Below are 20,404 nucleotides of genomic sequence, written 5' to 3'. Positions count from 1 at the left end.
GTGTTTTCGGTTTCACGGCACAAGTGTCACCAATTCGACCCGGTGCAGGCATTGAAACCACCACCGCGCTCGGGCAAGAAGGGCGGCAACTAAGACGGGGGCCCCTGTGATCGAGCTGGAAAATGTCAGCTACACTTATGGTGATGGTGAGTTGTTGAGTGATGTATCGCTTCAGCTGCAGCCGGGGTCGTTCCATTTTCTGACCGGACCCTCTGGCGCGGGAAAGACCACCCTGCTCAAGCTGTGCTACGGTGCGTTGTTACCCACTTCGGGACGGCTGAGCGCCTTTGAGCAGGACGTGGCAAGGCTTGATCGCGATCAGATGGCCCTGTTGCGACGCCGGATCGGGGTCGTGCATCAGGACTGCCACTTTCTGGACCATATGACACTTGCGGAAAATGTCGCCTTGCCGCTGATGGTTTCTGGGAAGGGCGAAAACGCCCAAAAAGACGATCTGACAGAATTGCTCAGCTGGGTTGGACTGGGCGCACGGCTTGATGCGCATCCGCCCGAGCTGTCGGGGGGTGAACGTCAGCGCGCCGCATTGGCGCGCGCCGTGATCCTTTCGCCAGACGTGGTGCTGGCCGATGAACCAACCGGCAATGTGGACTGGGAGATGTCGCAGCGTCTGCTGCGCCTGCTGGTCGAACTGAACAAGATGGGCAAAACCGTTTTGATTGCCACCCATGATCTTAGTTTGATCCGCGCTGCCAAAAGCCAGGTTCAGGCGCGGGTTTTGCGGATTTCGCAGCGCCAGATTCAACTGGCGGGGGCAGATCTATGAGCAAGGGTACCATTCGCAGCCTCCTGGCAAGGGACAAACGTGCCGACCGCGTGGTACCGCCTTCGGGCTATACGGCCCAACTGACCCTGTTCGTGTCGGGCGCAATGGCATTCCTGGCCGTATTTGCGCTTGCGTTGTCGTTGGCATCGGGCCGGTTGGCAGACCGCTGGGCGTCCGAACTGGCTGGCGCTGCCACCCTGCGCATCAACGCCCCGGCTGAACAGCTTGCGGCCCAGACCGACGCCGCCTTGGCTGTACTTGGTCAGACCCCCGGCGTCGCCTCGGCCCGGGCGCTGACGGCTGAAGAACAAGCCGCCCTGCTGTCGCCATGGTTCGGCCCTGACCTGCCGCTGGACACGCTGCCCATACCGCAACTGATCGAGATTATTGAAGGCGAGCCCGGGCTTGACGCGACCGGCCTGCGTTTGCGGCTGGGGGCCGAAGTGCCGGGCGCGGTGCTGGATGATCATACCCGCTGGCGCGAGCCGCTGGTGGATGCGGCCATGTCGCTGCGGCGATTGGGTTGGGTCTCGATCCTGCTGATCGGTGGCGCTACGGCGGCCATGATCACGCTTGCCGCCAATGCATCGCTGGCGGCCAACGCGCAGATTATCGAAGTGCTGCGCCTTGTTGGCGCCCGCGACCGCTTTATCGCCCGTGCCTTTGTCCGTCGCTTTACTTATCGCGCGTTTTTCGGCGCCGTTGTCGGCGTTCTGCTGGGGATGACCGGCGTACTGCTGCTGCCCGAAGCCTCGGACGAGGGCGGTTTTCTGACCGGTCTGGGCTTTCAGGGTGCAGGTTGGCTGTTGCCCGCGCTGATCCCCGTATTGGGGGCCGCCGTCGCCTTTCTGGCTACCTGGACCGCCGCCAGCCGCAAATTGAAGGAGCTTTCTTGATGGCCACAGCGTTTCAATGGGTTCGTTCGCTGATCTTCATGATCGTGATCTATACTTGGATGCTGATCCTGGGCATCGTGTTTGCCCCTTATGCGCTGCTGACCAAACGCGGCGCGCTACAAGCCTGCAAGACCTATGCCCGCACAACCATGTGGCTGGCCCGCTGGATGGTCGGCATCCGCACCGAAGTTCGTGGTGCCGTGCCCACGGGTGAGGTTGTGGTTGGGGCCAAGCATCAGTCCTTCCTCGATATCATCATCATTTTCGATGCGGTGCCGCATGGCAAGTTCATCATGAAAAGGGAGCTGCTCTGGACCCCGGTCATCGGCATGTATGCGCGCCGCCTTGGCTGTATCCCGGTGGATCGCGGTAAAAAGGGTGCGGCTGTGGCCAAGATGGTCAAGGACGTCTCGAAGGAATTCGCCGAGCCCGGCCAGTTGGTCATCTACCCGCAGGGCACCCGCGTCGCACCGGGGGTGCATCGTCCCTACAAGGTGGGCACGGCGGTTCTGTATGAAGGCCTTGGGTTTCCCTGCGTTCCGGTGGCGACCAACGCCGGTGTTTTCTGGCCGCGCACGGGCGTTTTGCGCAAACCCGGACTGGCGATTGTCGATTTCCTCGATCCGATCGAACCGGGCGTTGGCCGCAAGGACTTCCTGCAACGGCTGGAAGACGTGATCGAGACACGGTCTGACGCATTGATGAAAGAAGTGGGATTTGACCCGGATGGAATTCATTGAAGATATCGAAACGCTCGAAGGACTTTATGGCACGCCCGCAGCACCCTCTTTGCGCAAGGTGGCACACAGCCTGACGCCGCTGTATCGCAAGTGGATCATGGCCTCGCGCCTGTGCATCCTCAGTACGGTCGGCCCCGAAGGCACCGATGGCAGCCCGCGCGGGGATGACGGCCCGGCGGTGCTGGAACTTGATCCCAAGACGCTGGCCCTGCCGGATTGGCGTGGCAACAACCGGTTGGATTCCCTACGCAATATCGTGCGGGACCCGCGCGTGGCGCTGATGTTTCTGGTGCCCGGGTCCAACAATGTCGTCCGCGTAAACGGACAGGCGCGGCTGACGGCAGACGCCGCCCTGCGCGCCCGATTCGAGAAGAACGGCAAACTGCCCGCCACCGTTGCGGTCATCGAAATTTCCGAGATTTACACCCAATGCGCCCGCGCGATGATGCGTGCCCGCATCTGGAGCGCGGGCGACGAAAGTGCCGACCTCCCCACCATGGGCGAAATTCTGGCCGAGGTGAGCGAAGGGGAAGAAGGCGGCGCGCGTTACGATGCCGAATGGGCCCCGCGCGCCGCAAAGACCATGTGGTAAATCAGGCCGGTTTGGCGTTCATGGCCTGAAACATCGTCATGAATTCGTCCACATTGATCCCCAAACCGCGTGCCAGTTTCTGAGCGAAAAGGGCCTCATCCTGATCCATATGGCCGTCCGCGGCTGCGATCATCAGCGTGGCCTGCAGCACCATGCGTTTCTGATCCGAGGTCAACCCGGTGCCAAAGGCCGCGAACTGGGCCTCGGTCGGTTTGGCCTCGGCCATGTCGAACATGCGGCGGATGCGGGCCTCGTCAAAAGTTTCACCGGTCATCTGCTTGGCGATATCGGCCATCATGGTGACCTCGGAAGGGTCCAGCGTACCATCCGCCTTTGCGGCGTGGCACATCGCATCCATCGCCCGCAGGGCCGCCGGATGGACATCGCCCATCTGTGCATGCCGCTGCGCCGTGCGCTTGGCTTGAACAGCAGATTTCAATCCGGCAACGATCAGAAACACCGCAACGACACCCAGACCCCAAAACCCCGAGATCATGTCGGCGATTGACATCGAGGGTTGATCGGGCAGGTCCGCAGGGTAGGTCCCTACAACTTTGCCCAACGTCAACTGTTCGGCGTTCACCGAGTAATAGCTGTCGCTGTCGCATTTGTTCGGGGCCATGACATAGCCGATCGAACTGCGCCACACACCGGCGAACATGATGTGAGTTTTCTTGGTCAAATGGCACAAGGCCAGCGTTTGACCGGAATTGTCCGCGACATCGGTCTCAGCGACAAGGCTCATCTGTTCGGCCGTGCCCCAGACGCCGCCGGCGCGGCCTGCCTGGGCGTCCTGACCTGAGAACATTGTGAATAACAGCGCCGCCGCGCAGAGAAGTGCAAACCGCATTTCAGCCTCAATAAATGTTACGTTTCAATCGTCTGTGCCGATTCAGGTCCGGCAATCACGGTTGATTGATCAACTTTTACGGTAACAAAACTAAGGCGATGCAACGGCAGAAAAAAGGCGGACTGCTGAGCCCGCCTTTCTGGTTTCCTTTTGCAGCAGGATCAGCTGTGGATTGGACCGTCGCCGCAAGCCAGCGCGGCTTCGCGCACCGCTTCCGAATAGGTCGGGTGGGCGTGGCAGGTCAGGGCCAGATCCTCGGCCGAGGCGCCGAATTCCATCGCAACGCAGACCTCGTGGATCAGGTCCCCTGCACCCGGGCCGATGATGTGGCAGCCCAGAATGCGGTCGGTTTCCTTGTCGGCGAGCATCTTGACAAAGCCATCGGTGGCAAAGTTTGCCTTGGCGCGGCCATTGCCCATGAACATGAACTTGCCGACCTTGTAATCGCGGCCCGCAGCCTTGAGCGTTTCTTCGGTCTCGCCCACATTCGCCACTTCGGGCCAGGTGTAGATCACGCCCGGAATGACACTATAGTTCACGTGGCCATGCTTGCCCGCGACCTGCTCGGCGGCGGCCATGCCTTCGTCTTCAGCCTTGTGAGCCAGCATCGGGCCTTCGGTGACGTCGCCGATGGCATAGATGCCCGGTACGTTGGTCTGCCAGTCGGAGCCAACCTTGATCTGACCGCGCGGGGTCATCTCAACGCCCAAGGCTTCAAGGCCCAGCCCGTCCGAGAACGGCTTGCGGCCGGTGGCGACCAGTACGGTGTCGGCGTCGATCACATGCTCGCTGTCATCCTTGCGCAGCTTGTAGGTGACCTTAGCCTTGGTCTTGGTGGCTTCGGTCTTTTGCACCGCCGCGCCCATGACGAATTTCATGCCCTGCTTTTTAAGAATCCGCTGGAAGGTCTTCTGCACCTCGGGGTCCATGCCCGGGGTGATCGCGTCAAGAAACTCGATCACGGTGACCTCGGCCCCCAGCCGCTGATAGACCGAGCCCAGTTCCAGACCGATCACGCCCGCACCGATGACGACCATCTTCTTCGGGATCTTGCCCAGTGACAGCGCACCGGTCGAGGTCACGACGACCTTTTCATCGACCTCAACGCCTGGCAGCGAGGCCGGTTCGGACCCCGAGGCGATGATGATGTTCTTGGTCTCATGCACCTCGTCGCCGACCTTGACCTTGCCCGCCTCGGGGATCGAGCCCCAGCCTTTCAGCCAGTCGATCTTGTTCTTTTTGAACAGAAACTCGATGCCCTTGGTGTTGGAATCGACCACATCTTGCTTATAGACCTGCATCTGTTTCCAATCGACCGACGGGCTTTTGCCCTTCAGGCCCATCTTGGCAAAGTTGTGCTCGGCCTCATGCAGTTGATGGCTGGCATGCAGCAGCGCCTTGGACGGGATACAGCCCACGTTCAGACAGGTGCCGCCCAGCGTCTCGCGGCCTTCGACCACCGCGGTTTTCAGGCCCAGCTGGGCGCAGCGGATGGCGCAGACATAGCCGCCGGGGCCGGCGCCGATTACGATCACGTCATAGGATGCCATTGTCAGGTCCTTTCGTCTCAATTGGGGTGGTCCGGGGATGCGGCACTATACGGCCGCAAATGCAGCGTGGGTTCACTGCGCCGGTGAATATGGTGAAAATGGGGTTCATGCCAACAGAATCCCCGCAAGCATGGCGGCCAGACCGCTGGTTGCGGCCAGCCAGATGGCGGTGCGTAGATAGGGCACCCCGCTCAGATAGGCCGGCAAATACAGGGCGCGACCGGCGAGATACACATAGAGCCCGCCCGCAATCAGCGGCCCCTGCAAGCCGGAAAGTTCGACAACCAGCGCCAGGCTGATGAAAACCGGCGCAGTTTCCAGAAAGTTAACCAGCGCCCGCCGCGCTCGTCCCGCCAACATGCTGCGCTCGACCACCCGGTCGCGCGGCCCGGCTGTCCAGGCATTTCCGGCGCACAGTTTCAATAGAAAACTGTCAATGCTCACATGAACCAGGGCGAGAATGGACAGAACAGTCAGTCCCCACAAAGGCAAGGTCATGACGTGTCCCTCCGGCGTTGCCTGTCAATGAGAACTGAGGCCGTCAACAGGATGCAGCCCAGTGCCAGGCAACTTCCCGGCAAGGGATTCGTCCGCGGGTGGCTCATCGACGGATCGACCTTGCCGGCAAAAAGCCCATGCAAAATGCCCGCGCCAATATCCCCCGGCACCGTCGCGACATCCGCCCCGGACCCGCTGAGAACGGCAAGCGTGACAATGACCGCCAAGACGGCGGAGTATGCGCCGGTGTAGCGGACCACTGTCACGACTCCCGACCAGGATCGAGAAACACAGGCAACCCTGACAAAAAGCCACGATCTTGCCGAGAGGATGGCAACAAGCGGTTTTGCGAGGAACCTAAGCCGCTCTGTCATAGTATCTCTTACCAAAACACGGGCCTCTTATTTGCAACTTGACAGAGCATGTTCAGCGGTATCCCGGTCACACCGGTTCCAGCAGCTTGATCGTGATATGCGCGATGCCGCCCCGTTCGTGGTGCATCGCCAGCTCTTCGGATCCGAAAAAGGCTCGCGCCTTTTCCAGGTTCGTTACCTCGAACATGGCGATGGCATGGTCGCGCTGGTCCGGGTCGCGCCAGACATGCAGGTCGCGGATACCCGCAGCCTTGCGCATCGGCTTGTCCTCGCGGAACACTTTCAGCCAGGCTCCGAAATCGGCCACATCGGCCTGCCACAATACATGTGTTGCCATGATTACAGATCCATCAACAGGCGGCGCGGATCTTCCAGCGCCTCTTTTACACGAACAAGGAAGGTCACCGCACCTTTGCCGTCAACGATCCGGTGGTCATAGGACAGGGCCAGATACATCATCGGACGGATCACGACCTCACCGTTGATCGCCATCGGGCGGTCCTGAATCTTGTGCATCCCCAGAATACCCGATTGCGGGGGGTTCAGGATCGGCGACGACATCAGCGAGCCATAAACACCACCGTTCGAGATGGTGAAGGTGCCGCCCTGCATCTCGGCCATGGACAGCTTGCCTTCGCGGGCGCGCTTGCCCTTCTCGGCGATGGCTTTCTCGATCGCGGCGAAGGACATGCTGTCGGCATCGCGGATGACCGGAACCACCAGGCCGGTGGGCGTACCGGCGGCAACGCCCATGTGAACGAAATTCTTGTAGACGATGTCGGTGCCGTCGATTTCCGCGTTCACCTCGGGCACTTCCTTCAGCGCGTGGCAGCAAGCCTTGGTGAAAAAGGACATAAAGCCCAGACGCACGCCGTGCTTCTTCTCGAACTGGTCCTTGTACTGGCTGCGCAGGGCCATCACCTCGGTCATGTCCACCTCGTTATAGGTGGTCAGCATGGCGGCGGTGTTCTGGCTGTCCTTCAGACGCTTGGCGATGGTCTGGCGCAGGCGGGTCATCTTGACCCGTTCCTCACGCGCCGCATCATCGGCTGCGACAGGCGCGCGCGGTGCAGATGCAGGGGCCGGAGCCGGGGCCGGGGCGGCAGCGGTTGCCACGGCGCGGGCCACGTCCTCTTTCATAATGCGGCCATCGCGACCAGTGCCTGTGACCTGACCTGCGGACAGACCGGCCTCGGCCATCGCTTTTTCCGCCGAGGGCGCATTGGCCACGTCCTTGCCGGTGGTTGCCACCGGTGCGGCGGCTGCTGCCGGTGCCGCGGCAGGGGCGGCTACGGCACCCGCGCCCGAGATCACCGCCAGCTTGGCCGAAGCATCCACGGTGGTGCCCTCGGGCGCCACGATTTCCGCCAGCACGCCAGCGGCCGGGGCGGGAACTTCGACCGAGACCTTGTCGGTTTCCAGTTCACACAGCATCTCGTCCTGCGCGACGGCATCGCCAACCTGTTTGAACCAGGTGGCCACGGTGGCTTCGGTGACCGACTCGCCCAGGGTGGGCACTATCACGTCGACGCTGCCTGCGCTTGCGGCCGGGGCGGCCTTGGCTGCGGGGGCAGCAGCGGCAGGGGCGGCGCTTTCGCCTGCGGCGATGGTTGCCAGCAGCGCATCGACGCCGACGGTTTCACCTTCGGCGGCCACGATCTCGCCCATCACGCCCGCAGCGGGCGAGGGAACCTCGACGGTCACCTTGTCGGTTTCAAGCTCACACAGCATCTCATCCACGGCCACGGCATCACCGGGTTTCTTGAACCAGGTCGCAACCGTGGCTTCGGTGACGGATTCGCCCAGCGTGGGAACACGAACTTCAATGGACATCATTACTTTCCTTCAATGCTCAGCGCTTCGTTCACCAGCGCTTCTTGTTGGGCTTTGTGTTGGCTGGCCAGACCCGTCGCGGGCGAGGCCGATGTGGCGCGACCGACATAGCGGGGCCGTGTGTGTTTGGCTTTGATGCGGGTCAGGACCCATTCGATATTGGGTTCGATAAAGGTCCAGGCACCCTGGTTCTTGGGTTCTTCCTGGCACCAGACCATCTCGGCCCCTTTGAAACGCTCAAGCTCATTAATCAGTGAGTGGGCGGGGAAGGGGTAGAACTGCTCGATCCGCATCAGGTAGACATCGTCGATCCCGCGGGCGTCACGCTCTTCCAGCAAATCATAATAGACCTTGCCGGAACACATCACGACACGTTTGATCTTGTCGTCCTTGACCAGCTTGGTCTCGGAATTGCCCTGTTGCGCGTCGTCCCACAGCACCCGGTGGAAGCTTGACCCGGTGGTAAACTGATTGGCCGTGCTGACAGCCAGCTTGTGGCGCAGCAGCGATTTCGGCGTCACCAGGATCAGCGGCTTGCGGAAGGTGCGGTGCAGCTGACGGCGCAGGATGTGGAAATAGTTCGCGGGCGTCGTACAGTTTGCCACGATCCAGTTGTCCTGACCGCACATCTGCAGGAACCGTTCCAGACGTGCCGAGCTGTGCTCGGGGCCTTGCCCTTCGAACCCGTGCGGCAGCAGGCAGACCAGACCGGACATCCGCAGCCATTTGCTTTCGCCAGAGCTGATGAACTGGTCGAACATGATCTGCGCACCGTTGGCGAAGTCACCAAACTGGGCCTCCCAAAGGGTCAGCGCGTTGGGTTCGGCCAGCGAAAAGCCGTATTCGAAACCCAGCACCGCGTATTCCGACAGCATCGAGTCGATCACTTCGTATTTCGACTGGCCCGCGCGGATGTTGTTCAGCGGATAATACCGCTCTTCGTTTTCCTGGTGGACAAAGCCCGAGTGACGCTGGCTGAACGTGCCGCGCGTAGCGTCCTGACCGGACAGGCGCACCGGGAATCCTTCGGTCAGCAGCGATCCAAAGGCCAGTGCCTCACCGGTGGCCCAGTCAAAGCCTTTGCCGTTGTCGAACATTTGCTTTTTGTGGTCCAGAAGACGGCCAACGGTCTTGTGCAGCGCGACATCCTCGGGGGCGTGTGTCAGCGCCTTGCCGATCTCGGCCAGGGTTTCCGGTGTGATCGCGGTTTCGCCGCGCACGTATTCTTCTTTGTTCTTGTCCAGATGCGACCAGCGCCCGTCCAGCCAGTCGGCCTTGTTGGGTTTATAGTCTTTGCCGGCCTCGAACTCATCATTCAGATGGGCCTGGAAGGCGGCTTTCATGTCCTCGATCTCGCCTTCGGGGATCAGGCCGTCCTTGACCAGACGTTCGGTGTACAACGACAGCGTGGTCTTATGCGTCTTGATCTTCTTGTACATGATCGGGTTGGTGAACATGGGCTCGTCGCCCTCGTTGTGACCAAACCGACGATAGCAGAAGATGTCGATGACCACGTCCTTGTGGAACTTCTGACGGAATTCCGTCGCCACCTTGGCTGCGTGTGTCACAGCCTCGGGGTCGTCACCGTTCACGTGGAAGATCGGTGCCTCGACCATCAGCGCGATATCGGTGGGATACGGGCTGGAGCGCGAGAAATGCGGCGCGGTGGTGAAACCGATCTGGTTGTTGACCACGATATGCATGGTGCCGCCGGTCCTGTGGCCGCGTAGGCCGGACAGACCGAACCCTTCGGCCACGACACCTTGACCGGCAAAGGCCGCGTCGCCGTGCAGCAGGATGCCCATAACTGCGGTGCGGTCGGTGTCGTTCAGCTGATCTTGCTTGGCGCGGACCTTGCCCAGCACCACCGGGTTTACCGCCTCAAGGTGCGAGGGGTTTGCGGTCAGCGACAGGTGCACGCGGTTGCCATCGAATTCCCGGTCGCTGGAAGCGCCGAGGTGGTATTTCACGTCGCCCGATCCATCCACGTCCTCGGGCTTGAAGCTGCCGCCCTGGAATTCATTGAAGATCGCGCGGTACGGCTTGCGCATCACATTGGCCAGGATGTTCAGACGACCACGGTGCGGCATACCAATGACGATGTCCTTGATCCCCAAGGCGCCACCGCGCTTGATGATCTGCTCCATCGCTGGGATCAGCGCCTCACCGCCGTCCAGGCCGAACCGCTTGGTGCCCATGTATTTGACATGCAGGAATTTCTCGAAACCTTCGGCCTCGACCATCTTGTTCAGGATCGCCTTGCGGCCTTCCTTGGTGAACTGGATTTCTTTGCCATAACCTTCGATCCGTTCCTTCAGCCAGGCGGCCTGTTCGGGATCCGAGATGTGCATGTATTGCAGCGCGAAAGTGCCGCAATAAGTCCGCTTCACGATCTCGACGATCTGACGCATGCTGGCCATCTGCAGGCCCAGCACGTTGTCGATAAAGATCGGACGGTCCATGTCGGTTTCGGTAAAGCCATAGGTCCTGGGGTCCAGCTCAGGATGATTGCTGGCGGCGCGCATGCCCAACGGGTCCAGATCAGCGGCCAGATGGCCCCGGATGCGATAGGCCCGGATCAGCATCAGCGCCCGCAGACTGTCCAGCACCGCGCGCTTGATCTGGTCATCGCTGACCTCAACGCCCTTGGCGGCGGCCTTGTCCTTGATCTTCTTGCCCGCCGCCTTGGCGTCGATCTCGGCCCATTCGCCGGTCAGCGCGCCGGTCAGATCATCCGCCGGCATCGGCGGCCAGTCGGTGCGCGCCCAGGACGGCCCCTCGGCCTCTTTCTGGACGTCCGGTGTGGCGTCACCCATGGCCTTGAAGAACTCGGCCCAGGCGGCATCCACCGCGCCGGGGTTCTTGGTGTACTGGGCGTAAAGCTGCTCCAGATACTCGGCATTGTGCCCCTGCATAAAGCTCGAGGCGTGGAACGCGGAATTGGGCGTATGTTCGGTCATTGGGCTACCTCATATGGGTTGGGACCGTATTGGTTGGTGCCTGGTTGCGACGGGCGGGTCAGCCACCACAGAACCAGGAGGGGCGACACAAACAGGATCAGCAGTGTCGGAAGGACGACCAGCAAAGTGGCGCGGGTGAACAGGATGTCCAGATTGCCGCCATGCTGGAAATGGGACGCGAGGCCGATGCCGAAGATCAGAACCGCGCCAGCGCCGAGGATCAAAAGGATCGGCAGCAAGGCATATAGCCCGCTGCGCCCGGTATCATGCATCCGCCGCCATGCAACAGTCAGATGTGGGATGAATACGATCAGCGTCACAATGCTCTGGACCGGTGCCGAGGACGTGGCGGTGACGGATTTCACCTCATCGCTCTGGCTGACTGAGACCTGAGTGAAGAACTGCCAGTCGATGATCCCGGCGATGATGTTCCAGATCACGATGAACAGGAAAAAGAACCAGTATTCGGGCCGCGAGGCCCGACCCGAGAATGTGAAGAACTTGGCGAAACAGGTGCGGATGGCGTCGGAGAAGGTCATGCGGTTAACTCCGAAGCATTTGGCCCGTATTCGTTGGTTCCGGGTTCAGAAGGAGTTGTGCCCCACAATACGATTACTACGAATCCCAAGAGCGAAAGCGCGAGTTGTGGTACCCCTAGCAGGAAAGCAAAAATCAAAGCTATTTTCACCGATATCAGCCCTAACAGACCCACAAAAAAGGACAGCATAGGGCCAAAGAAAAAAGCTAGAAAAAGCGCGAGCCAAGCATACCAACCCGGGAATCCAATATCGTGCACTCGACGTGTGAGCATTGCCGCAAAAGGTGCGAGGACCAAAAGCGACACAACAAGGCTTCCAATTCGAGGGCTGTAATCAGTGACATTGGATATCTCGTGCGTCTGTTCACCGGTCAGCAAATCTGTAGTCGTGGTAAACTCTTGATAAGTCGTCGGACCAAGAGCCAATAGATCGAATGTCAGAGCAGCTAACAGCAACAACAGTATCGGAGTCACATACATCCAGTATTCCGAGCGGGAGGCCCGCCCGGAAAATGACAGAAGTGTTTTGACACTAAACTGCATAGCTATGCGCTGATTCCTATCAACCAATCGCTTCCAGCACAGCCTCGCCCAGCTGCGCCGGGCTTTCGGCCACGACGATACCGGCCGAGCGCATGGCTTCGATCTTGTCCTCGGCACCGCCCTTGCCACCGGCGACGATGGCGCCCGCGTGGCCCATGCGGCGGCCCGGAGGGGCTGTGCGACCTGCGATGAAACCGGCGGTCGGCTTTTTGCGGCCCTTCTTGGCCTCATCCGCCAGGAACTGCGCGGCTTCTTCCTCGGCCGAGCCACCGATCTCACCGATCATGATGATCGACTCGGTTTCGTCATCGGCCAGAAACCATTCCAGCACGTCGATATGCTCGGTGCCTTTGATCGGGTCGCCGCCGATGCCAACGCAGGTGGACTGGCCCAGACCCACATCGGTGGTCTGCTTGACGGCCTCATAGGTCAGGGTGCCCGAACGCGACACAACGCCGACCGAGCCGCGCTTGTGGATGTGACCGGGCATGATGCCGATCTTGCAGGCGTCGGGTGTGATGACACCGGGGCAGTTCGGGCCGATCAGGCGCGAGCTTGAGCCTTCCAGCGCGCGCTTCACCTTCATCATGTCCAGAACCGGGATGCCTTCGGTGATGCAGACGATCACTTCCATCTCGGCGTCAATCGCTTCGAGGATCGAGTCAGCCGCGAAGGGCGGCGGCACATAGATCACAGAGGCATTGGCTTCGGTCACGTGCTTGGCTTCGTGGACCGAGTTGAACACGGGCAGGTCAAGATGCGTCATCCCGCCTTTGCCGGGGGTCACACCGCCGACCATCTTGGTGCCATAAGCGATGGCCTGTTCAGAGTGGAATGTGCCCTGCGAGCCGGTAAAGCCCTGACAGATCACTTTGGTGTTTTCGTCGATGAGGACTGCCATTAGAATTTTCCTTGGTGTACTTCGCTGCCTACATCAAAGTAGGTGATGCGATAATTCGATGTGCGCGTTTGGTCTTTTACGAACGACGGTAGGGTCGGGTTGAGACCGACTGTCGGAGCCCCTATTCCGATTGTGAGCACTCTTTGGTCAATCAAATCAGTCAAGCAGGCAATGGACATCTCAACCTCCTGCTCAAACTCGAATATCCCAACGTTGAAGTCGTCAAAACGATCCTTGTCTTCGAACTCGCCTTCATCAGCGGTCACTAATTCAAAGTGGATGCTTAGGTAACGCTCCAACCTTGCTCCACCTGCTGGAAAAACAGGTTCTGAGAAGGAAGGCTTAATCAAAACGCGCGGTGAATTTCTATTGAAGACATCCTGCAAAAAGTACTTGCAGGCTTCCACGGCCTTTTCTTGACTATCTGCTTCGGCTGGAAGCGCGAAGCAGATGCTAAGAAGCGCAGCGAAAGTAGAGGTTAGGTGCTTTTGCACGAGCTTACCCCTTAACCGCCTTCACGATCTTCTCGGCACCGTCTTTGAGGTTGTCCGCCGCGATCACGTCCAGGCCAGAGGTATTGATGATCTCTTTGCCTTTCTCGACATTCGTGCCTTCCAGACGCACGACCAGCGGGACCTGCAGGCCGACCTCTTTCACCGCGGCGACAACGCCCTCGGCGATGACGTCACAGCGCATGATACCGCCGAAGATGTTGACCAGAATGCCTTTGACCTGCGGGTCGCTGGTGATGATCTTGAACGCTTCGGTCACTTTCTCTTTGGTGGCACCGCCACCCACGTCGAGGAAGTTGGCAGGCTCGGCCCCATAGAGCTTGATGATGTCCATCGTCGCCATCGCCAGACCGGCACCGTTCACCATGCAGCCGATCTCACCGTCCAGCGCGATGTAGTTCAGGTCGTATTTGCTGGCTTCCAGTTCCTTGGGGTCTTCTTCGGTCGTGTCGCGCAGCTCGGCAATATCGGGGTGGCGGTAGACCGCGTTGCCGTCAAAGCCAACCTTGGCGTCCAGCACCTTGAGGTCGCCGCTGTCCGAGATGATCAGCGGGTTGATCTCCAGCATCTCCATGTCCTTCTCGACGAAGGCGGAATACAGCTGACCCATCAGCTTGACACACTGCTTGACCTGCGCGCCCTGCAGACCCAGCGAGAAGGCGATGCGGCGGCCGTGATAGGGCTGATAACCGGTGGCCGGGTCAACCGAGAAGGACAGGATTTTCTCAGGCGTGGCAGCAGCCACCTCTTCGATATCCATGCCGCCTTCGGTCGAGCAGACGAACGAGATGCGGCTGGTCTGACGATCCACCAGCAGGGCCAGGTACAGCTCGCGCTCGATGCCGGAACCGGCCTCGATATAGATGCGGTTGACCTGCTTGCCCGCCGGGCCGGTCTGATGCGTCACCAGCGTGCGGCCCAGCATCTTTTTCGCTTCTTCGGCGGCTTCTTCCACCGATTTGGTCAGACGCACACCGCCTTTTTCACCGGCGTCGGATTCCTTGAACGAGCCCTTGCCGCGGCCGCCCGCATGGATTTGCGCTTTGACAACCCACAGGGGGCCATCCAGTTCACCGGCTGCGGTTTTGGCTTCCTCGGCGCGCAGAACCGCGCGACCTTCGGAGACCGGTGCGCCATAGCTGCGAAGAAGAGCTTTGGCCTGATATTCGTGAATGTTCATCGAAACTGTCCCGTCTGACTACGATTACACCGTTATAGAGGTGTCTACGGGGCATTTATAAAGGGTTTTTTTATGCCAATGCGGTTTTTAGCGAAGATTTTTCACTTTTGTGATCACAGCTTTTTGGGGTGTGATCACAAAGCCTGTATCAGATTCGAATCTGGCTGACAGAATCCCCAAGGCGGTCGGCATGCCATCTGAAACAGAGCGCGAAGCTTCCCGCATTACCCGGCGTCATCTGCTGGAAGGCCAGCCAGTTCGCATTGGTGATCTCTGGGCCTTTGCCTGCATAAGGGATTGCATCCTGTCTGTGAATCTAGGACACCAAATCAATCGGTGCAGGATCCGAGAACCCATCCAGCCTGGTTCCAATAAACACGGTTACACCCATGACCAATCCCATATTGGTATAGAGGCTGCGGCAGAACGACCACAACGCATTCCGTCAATGTCGGTGGCGGCGTTTGGGTGGCAGGCCCGTGGCGATGGTGAGCGACGCAATCGCAAGAAGTTTCTTCGTAACTATATGATTTGTAAAAAAACGCGCCGAGTTGCCCCGGCGCACTTAATCTTGCATTCAATGCGTGTGTCGTTAAGACAGCGAGCTGTCGATGCCCTTGCACGCTTCGATCAGGCCCTTCACGGCGTTGACCGAATTGTCGAAACCAGCCTGCTCTTCTTCGTTCAGTTTGATGTCGACGACACGCTCAATGCCGCCCGCGCCGATCACGGTGGGCACGCCCACATACATGCCTTCAACACCCAGTTCACCGTCACAATAGGCGGCGCAGGGTAGAACGCGTTTCTGGTCTTTCAGGTAGGCTTCCGCCATTTCGATTGCCGATGTCGCCGGAGCATAGAAGGCCGAACCGGTCTTCAGCAGACCGACGATCTCGGCGCCGCCGTCACGGGTGCGCTGCACGATCGCGTCCAGCTTCTCTTGTGTCGTCCAGCCCATCTCGACCAGATCGGGCAGCGGGATACCCGCGACGGTCGAGTAACGAACCGACGGCACCATGGTGTCGCCGTGGCCGCCCAGAACGAATGCGGTCACGTCGCGCATCGACACGTTGAACTCTTCCGACAGGAAGTGGGCGAAGCGGCCCGAGTCAAGAACGCCTGCCATGCCGCAGACCTTGTTGTGGGGCAGGCCCGAGAACTCGCGCAGAGCCCAGACCATCGCGTCCAGCGGGTTGGTGATGCAGATGACGAATGCATCGGGAGCATTGGCGGCGATACCTTCACCGACCGATTTCATGACCTTCAGGTTGATGCCCAGCAGGTCGTCGCGGCTCATGCCCGGCTTGCGCGGCACGCCTGCGGTTACAATGCAGACGTCTGCGCCTGCGATGTCCTCGTAGGACTGGGTGCCTTTCAGGGCGGCGTCAAAACCTTCGGACGGGCCGGATTCAGCGATGTCCAGCGCCTTGCCTTCCGGGATGCCTTCGGCGATGTCGAACAGGACAACGTCACCAAGTTCTTTCATTGCTGCGAGGTGGGCGAGCGTGCCGCCGATCTGACCTGCGCCGATCAGCGCGATCTTGGGTCTGGCCATTTGGAAAATCTCCGGTCGGTTTTGAAATCGCGGTTGTGCTAGTCGGTAAATGGCTTTCGCGCAAGGGTTATGCAGCGTGGCATACAACCGCATACAGTTTGCACTATGTCTGGTGATTGCGCTAAACGGCCTGTTAGACAAGCCTATTCACGGGATGCCACATGTTCGAATTGGACCTGATGTTTTTTGCTGTGGGGATCCCTGCGGTGATCTTTGCCGGTATCTCAAAGGGTGGGTTTGGTTCGGGTGTGGCCTTTGCGTCGTCGTCGATTCTGGCCTTGATCCTTACGCCCGGACAGGCGTTGGCGCTGATGCTTCCGATCCTGATGGTGATCGATGTGACCACTCTGGGGCCGTACTGGAAACGTTGGAGCTGGCCGGATTCCCGCTTGCTGATCCTGGGTGCAGTGCCGGGTGTTGCGCTGGGCGCGTGGCTCTATCGCGTAACGGATGACGACCTGTTGCGGTTGTTGATCGGCGGGATATCGGTCGGTTTCGTGATCTGGCATATGGCGCAGAGCAAGGGCTTGATCCGTGGTTTTGCCAACCGCCTGCCATCCCCTGCCGGGCTGTTTGCGGGTCTGGTCGCGGGCTTTACCAGTTTCGTCAGCCACGCGGGCGGCCCACCTGCCGCCGTGTACCTTCTGTCGCAACGATTGTCGAAGACTGAGTTTCAGGCGTCCACGGTGCTGGTCTTCTGGGTCATCAATGGCGCGAAGTTCATACCCTACGCTTATCTGGGCCTGTTCACCTGGCACACCGCATTGGCGGATTTGCTGCTGGCCCCGTTTGCCATCCTTGGCGCTTGGCTGGGCGTCCGGGCGCATTTCATGCTGTCCGAGCGCCTGTTCTTTGGCATCGCCTATGTGCTGCTGACCATCACCGGCAGCAAACTGATCTGGGATGCGCTGACCTAGACGTTGGGGGGCAGCGCCTCGGCCATCTGTTCATAGGCTTGGCCCGAGGCGATCAGGCAGGTCATTCCGTCGGGCAGGGTCACCGTGATCGTCCAGCTTCCGGTCTGATCCGAGGCAAAGACCTCCATCACCGTACCCTGTCGCGCGATGCCGATGCCGCGGCGCGTCTCGCCATAGGCCTCGGCCAGCCGTTTGACCACATCTTCGCGCGGGGCACAGGTGCGGGCATGCACTTGTTGCGCCGCCAGAACCATGAGTCCCAGGCCCATCGTCATTTTAAAAAGCGTCTTTTTCATCTCTCACCCCTCTCGATTCCATCTGCAAACAGGGTGCGGGCGGGGGACAGAAATCCGGTTAAAACTCCGTGCGTTGCGTTGGGTATGCTGCATTGCGGCAATTTTCCTCTTGAACTTTCCGGAAAAAAGTGGCCCATTCCGCGCAATATTCTTTCAAAGGGAGAGGCCAATGGACACCCGTCAGCGCCCCTATCGTTCCGTTCTCTATATCCCGGGCTCGCGCGATCGGGCGCTGGACAAGGCGCGCACCTTGCCTGTGGATGCGATCATCTTTGACCTTGAAGATGCGGTTTCGGCGGATGAAAAACCCAATGCGCGCGAAACCCTCAAGGCGGCTCTGTCGGCCGGGGGCTATGGCTCGCGGGTCAAGATCGTGCGCATCAACGGGTTGGATACCGAATGGGGCCGCGCCGATGCCGAAGCGGTGCGCGAGATGGATGCGGACGTGGTGCTGTTGCCCAAGGTAAACTCCGCTGCTGACGTGGATGCGCTGGCCGCAATCACCGGCGACCTACCGATCTGGGCGATGATGGAAACCCCGCGCGGGATGCTGAACGCGCCCGAGATCGCAGCGCACCCGTTGATGGCCGGGTTCGTCATGGGCACCAACGATCTGGCCAAGGAATTGCAAACCCGCTTCCGTCCCGACCGCCTGCCGATGATGACCTCGCTGGGTCTGTGCCTGTTGGCCGCCAAGGCCGAAGGTCTGATTATTGTCGATGGCGTCTATAACGCGTTCAAGGATGGCGAAGGTCTGGCTGCCGAATGTGAGCAGGGCCGTGACATGGGTTTTGATGGCAAGACCCTGATCCACCCGGCACAGGTCGACATTACCAATGCGGCCTATGCCCCGTCGGATATGGAAATCGACTTGGCCCGCCGCCAGATTGCAGCCTTTGAAGAGGTCGAGACACAGGGGCAGGGCATTGCTGTCGTAGATGGGAAGATTGTTGAAAATCTGCATGTTGTAACTGCCCGCGAAATTCTGGCAAAAGCGGAGGCGATTTCAGCTTTGCAAGCGGGGTAAGCCAGCATGGGCTTTGTTCTTCTGATCCTTGGGGTGGCGCTTTGGTGGGCCGCCCACCTGTTCAAACGCGTGATGCCGGCGCAACGCGCGGCCATGGGCAACGGCGGCAAGGGCGCGGTGGCGCTGGCGCTGGTCGCGGCAGTGCTGCTGATGATCTTCGGTTATCGCATGACCGATTTCATCCATGTCTGGTCGCCGCCCTCCTTCATGATCCACATCAACAATCTGCTGGTGCTGATCGCCATTTTCATGATGAGCCCCGCCGGCCGGAAAGGCCGCCTGCTGAACAAAATGCGCCACCCGATGCTGGCCGGTTTCCGTGCCTGGGCCTTTGCGCATCTGCTGGTGAATGGCGATCTGGCCTCGATCATCCTGTTCGGCGGTCTGTTCCTGTGGGCCATGGTCGAGGTGGCCGTGATCAACCGCGCCGAACCCGAGTGGACCCCGGCTGAGCCCGGCACCTATGGCAAGGACGCGATGTTCTTTGTCGCCTCGATCGTGCTGTTCGGGATCATCGGTTACATTCACGGGCTGGTCGGCCCGTCCCCGTTCCCGTCATAAGGATCAGGCACCATGGCAAAACTCTATCGTCTGTTGACCGAGGAAGACACATCCGCCTTCTGCCACAAGGTGTCGGATGCGCTGGCAAAGGGATGGGAGCTGTATGGCGACCCGTCCTATGCTTACGACGAAAACAGCCGCATGATGCGCTGTGCGCAGGCCGTGACCAAAGAGGTCGAGGCCGATTATTCCCCTGAAATGAAACTTGGACAGCAATAATGGCAAAAACCAATCCGGGCCGCTTTTTCGAGGATTATTCCGTCGGGCAGGTGCTGCAACACGCGGTGCCGCGCACCGTAACCGACGGCGAGCGTGCGTTGTATCACGCGCTCTATCCGGCGCGACACGCGCTGTATTCCTCGGACGAGTTTGCCCGGAATTGTGGCCTGCCGCAAAGTCCGATCGACGATCTGGCAGCGTTCCATGTGGTGTTTGGCAAAACCGTTCCCGATATCTCGCTGAACGCGGTTGCCAATCTGGGTTATGCCGAGGGGCGCTGGCTGAAACCGGTCTATTCCGGTGACACGCTACGGTCCGAGTCCGAAGTGATCGGGGTCAAGCAGAACTCGAACGGCAAGACCGGCGTGGTCTGGGTGCGTACGCGCGGCTTGAACCAGCGTGATGAGGTGGTCATCGAGTATGTGCGCTGGGTGATGGTGCGCAAAGCGAATATCGACGCTCCCGCGCCCGAGGCGGCGGTGCCGGACCTGAAAAAGGTGCTGGAGCCGGGCGATTTGGTGGTGCCCGAGGGCCTCGATTTCTCGAACTATGATTTTGTCCAGTCCGGTGAAGCCCATCGCTGGGGCGATTACGAGACCGGCGAAACCATCGACCACGTCGATGGTGTGACCGTCGAAGAGGCCGAGCATATGCTGGCCACCCGCCTTTGGCAGAACACCGCCAAGGTGCATTTCGACCTGACCTTCCGCCCCGATGGACGGTTGATCTATGGCGGTCACGTGATCTCGATGGCGCGGGCCTTGTCGTTCAACGGTCTGGCCAATGCGCAGATGATCGTGGGCCTGAACGGCGGAGCACATGCCAACCCCTGCTTCTCGGGCGATACGATCAAGGCGTGGTCCGAGGTTATGGACAAGGCCGAGACCGGCGTGCCCGGCGTCGGTGCCATTCGCCTGCGTCTGGTCGCCACCAAGGGCGGCGCACCCTTTGAACTGAAGGGCGAAGACGGACGCTACAAGCCGGACGTTCTGCTGGACCTGGATTACTGGGCGCTGATGCCGATCTGACAGCGCCGCACATTGATTTGATCGCAGCCTGCAGCAATCATGCTAGGCTG

Annotated in this window: 23 protein-coding genes; 9 read left to right on the top strand and 14 right to left on the bottom strand. The window is 60.0% G+C overall.

Going from position 1 to position 20,404, the window contains the following annotated elements; translation table 11 throughout:
- The first annotated feature begins 106 nt into the window (after positions 1-106).
- Genes ACOQFT_RS07070 through ACOQFT_RS07055 form a run of 4 tightly spaced genes read left to right on the top strand, consistent with a single transcriptional unit; the run spans position 107 to position 3,012 of the window.
- Complete coding sequence (locus ACOQFT_RS07070) at positions 107-784, top strand: cell division ATP-binding protein FtsE (protein ID WP_421597244.1); 678 nt, start codon at positions 107-109, stop codon at positions 782-784.
- On the top strand, positions 781-1,680 hold the full coding sequence (locus tag ACOQFT_RS07065) for a cell division protein FtsX (protein ID WP_421597243.1): 900 nt from the start codon (positions 781-783) through the stop codon (positions 1,678-1,680). The genes ACOQFT_RS07070 and ACOQFT_RS07065 overlap by 4 nt, the downstream gene beginning before the upstream one ends.
- Positions 1,680-2,420, top strand: a complete 741-nt coding sequence (locus tag ACOQFT_RS07060) for a lysophospholipid acyltransferase family protein (RefSeq protein WP_421597242.1) — start codon at positions 1,680-1,682, stop codon at positions 2,418-2,420. The genes ACOQFT_RS07065 and ACOQFT_RS07060 overlap by 1 nt, the downstream gene beginning before the upstream one ends.
- The gene (locus ACOQFT_RS07055) at positions 2,407-3,012 is read left to right on the top strand and encodes a pyridoxamine 5'-phosphate oxidase family protein (RefSeq protein ID WP_421597241.1); all 606 of its coding nucleotides are present in this window, start codon (positions 2,407-2,409) and stop codon (positions 3,010-3,012) included. Before ACOQFT_RS07060 ends, ACOQFT_RS07055 begins: the two co-directional genes overlap by 14 nt.
- 1 nt (position 3,013) lies before the next feature.
- Here the strand turns inward: ACOQFT_RS07055 and ACOQFT_RS07050 are convergent, their stop codons facing one another.
- The 13 genes from ACOQFT_RS07050 to mdh form a co-directional block, all read right to left on the bottom strand.
- On the bottom strand, positions 3,014-3,862 hold the full coding sequence (locus ACOQFT_RS07050; protein ID WP_421597240.1) for a TerB family tellurite resistance protein: 849 nt from the start codon (positions 3,860-3,862) through the stop codon (positions 3,014-3,016).
- Positions 3,863-4,023: 161 nt separating this feature from the next.
- The gene (lpdA, locus tag ACOQFT_RS07045) at positions 4,024-5,412 is read right to left on the bottom strand and encodes a dihydrolipoyl dehydrogenase (protein ID WP_421597239.1); all 1,389 of its coding nucleotides are present in this window, start codon (positions 5,410-5,412) and stop codon (positions 4,024-4,026) included.
- Positions 5,413-5,517: 105 nt separating this feature from the next.
- Complete coding sequence (locus ACOQFT_RS07040) at positions 5,518-5,910, bottom strand: MAPEG family protein (RefSeq protein ID WP_421597238.1); 393 nt, start codon at positions 5,908-5,910, stop codon at positions 5,518-5,520.
- Positions 5,907-6,170 (bottom strand): hypothetical protein, encoded by a 264-nt coding sequence (locus ACOQFT_RS07035; protein ID WP_421597237.1) that lies wholly within the window; start codon positions 6,168-6,170, stop codon positions 5,907-5,909. The genes ACOQFT_RS07040 and ACOQFT_RS07035 overlap by 4 nt, the downstream gene beginning before the upstream one ends.
- Positions 6,171-6,351: 181 nt before the next feature.
- Positions 6,352-6,621 (bottom strand): hypothetical protein, encoded by a 270-nt coding sequence (locus tag ACOQFT_RS07030; protein ID WP_421597236.1) that lies wholly within the window; start codon positions 6,619-6,621, stop codon positions 6,352-6,354.
- A 2-nt stretch (positions 6,622-6,623) separates the two neighbouring features.
- Positions 6,624-8,117 (bottom strand): 2-oxoglutarate dehydrogenase complex dihydrolipoyllysine-residue succinyltransferase, encoded by a 1,494-nt coding sequence (gene odhB, locus ACOQFT_RS07025; RefSeq protein WP_421597235.1) that lies wholly within the window; start codon positions 8,115-8,117, stop codon positions 6,624-6,626.
- A gap of 2 nt (positions 8,118-8,119) precedes the next feature.
- A complete protein-coding gene (locus ACOQFT_RS07020; RefSeq protein ID WP_421597234.1) occupies positions 8,120-11,077 on the bottom strand; it encodes a 2-oxoglutarate dehydrogenase E1 component in 2,958 nt (985 codons plus the stop codon).
- Positions 11,074-11,616 carry a DUF805 domain-containing protein gene (locus tag ACOQFT_RS07015; RefSeq protein ID WP_421597233.1) on the bottom strand — a complete coding sequence of 181 codons (543 nt, stop codon included), beginning with the start codon at positions 11,614-11,616 and terminating at the stop codon, positions 11,074-11,076. Before ACOQFT_RS07015 ends, ACOQFT_RS07020 begins: the two co-directional genes overlap by 4 nt.
- Positions 11,613-12,158 carry a DUF805 domain-containing protein gene (locus ACOQFT_RS07010; protein ID WP_421597232.1) on the bottom strand — a complete coding sequence of 182 codons (546 nt, stop codon included), beginning with the start codon at positions 12,156-12,158 and terminating at the stop codon, positions 11,613-11,615. Before ACOQFT_RS07010 ends, ACOQFT_RS07015 begins: the two co-directional genes overlap by 4 nt.
- 19 nt (positions 12,159-12,177) lie before the next feature.
- A complete protein-coding gene (sucD, locus tag ACOQFT_RS07005) occupies positions 12,178-13,059 on the bottom strand; it encodes a succinate--CoA ligase subunit alpha (protein WP_170350627.1) in 882 nt (293 codons plus the stop codon).
- Positions 13,059-13,553, bottom strand: a complete 495-nt coding sequence (locus ACOQFT_RS07000; protein WP_421597231.1) for a hypothetical protein — start codon at positions 13,551-13,553, stop codon at positions 13,059-13,061. The genes sucD and ACOQFT_RS07000 overlap by 1 nt, the downstream gene beginning before the upstream one ends.
- A gap of 4 nt (positions 13,554-13,557) precedes the next feature.
- Entirely contained in the window at positions 13,558-14,751 is a 1,194-nt protein-coding gene (gene sucC, locus ACOQFT_RS06995; RefSeq protein WP_421597230.1) for an ADP-forming succinate--CoA ligase subunit beta, read from the bottom strand.
- Positions 14,752-15,343: 592 nt separating this feature from the next.
- Entirely contained in the window at positions 15,344-16,306 is a 963-nt protein-coding gene (gene mdh, locus ACOQFT_RS06990) for a malate dehydrogenase (RefSeq protein WP_421597229.1), read from the bottom strand.
- Between the two features lie 161 nt (positions 16,307-16,467).
- On the opposite strand from mdh, the gene ACOQFT_RS06985 reads away from it, so the two are divergent.
- Entirely contained in the window at positions 16,468-17,223 is a 756-nt protein-coding gene (locus ACOQFT_RS06985) for a sulfite exporter TauE/SafE family protein (RefSeq protein WP_421597228.1), read from the top strand.
- Here the strand turns inward: ACOQFT_RS06985 and ACOQFT_RS06980 are convergent.
- A complete protein-coding gene (locus tag ACOQFT_RS06980; protein WP_421597227.1) occupies positions 17,220-17,519 on the bottom strand; it encodes a hypothetical protein in 300 nt (99 codons plus the stop codon). The genes ACOQFT_RS06985 and ACOQFT_RS06980 overlap by 4 nt on opposite strands.
- Positions 17,520-17,688: 169 nt before the next feature.
- Between ACOQFT_RS06980 and ACOQFT_RS06975 the strand changes: the two genes are divergently transcribed.
- Genes ACOQFT_RS06975 through ACOQFT_RS06960 form a run of 4 tightly spaced genes read left to right on the top strand, consistent with a single transcriptional unit; the run spans position 17,689 to position 20,354 of the window.
- A complete protein-coding gene (locus tag ACOQFT_RS06975; protein WP_421597226.1) occupies positions 17,689-18,546 on the top strand; it encodes an HpcH/HpaI aldolase/citrate lyase family protein in 858 nt (285 codons plus the stop codon).
- Positions 18,547-18,552: 6 nt separating this feature from the next.
- A complete protein-coding gene (locus ACOQFT_RS06970) occupies positions 18,553-19,107 on the top strand; it encodes an NnrU family protein (RefSeq protein ID WP_421597225.1) in 555 nt (184 codons plus the stop codon).
- A gap of 12 nt (positions 19,108-19,119) precedes the next feature.
- Positions 19,120-19,326, top strand: coding sequence for a DUF1737 domain-containing protein (locus ACOQFT_RS06965; protein WP_170327177.1), 207 nt, complete (start codon positions 19,120-19,122; stop codon positions 19,324-19,326).
- On the top strand, positions 19,326-20,354 hold the full coding sequence (locus tag ACOQFT_RS06960; RefSeq protein WP_421597224.1) for a MaoC family dehydratase: 1,029 nt from the start codon (positions 19,326-19,328) through the stop codon (positions 20,352-20,354). Before ACOQFT_RS06965 ends, ACOQFT_RS06960 begins: the two co-directional genes overlap by 1 nt.
- Positions 20,355-20,404 lie beyond the last annotated feature (50 nt).

This window comes from Ruegeria sp. MALMAid1280 (assembly GCF_049195285.1).
In the GTDB taxonomy this organism is placed as follows: domain Bacteria; phylum Pseudomonadota; class Alphaproteobacteria; order Rhodobacterales; family Rhodobacteraceae; genus Ruegeria.
The sequence above is the reverse complement of the archived record's forward strand: the minus strand, read 5'-3'. Positions and strand labels throughout refer to the sequence as shown.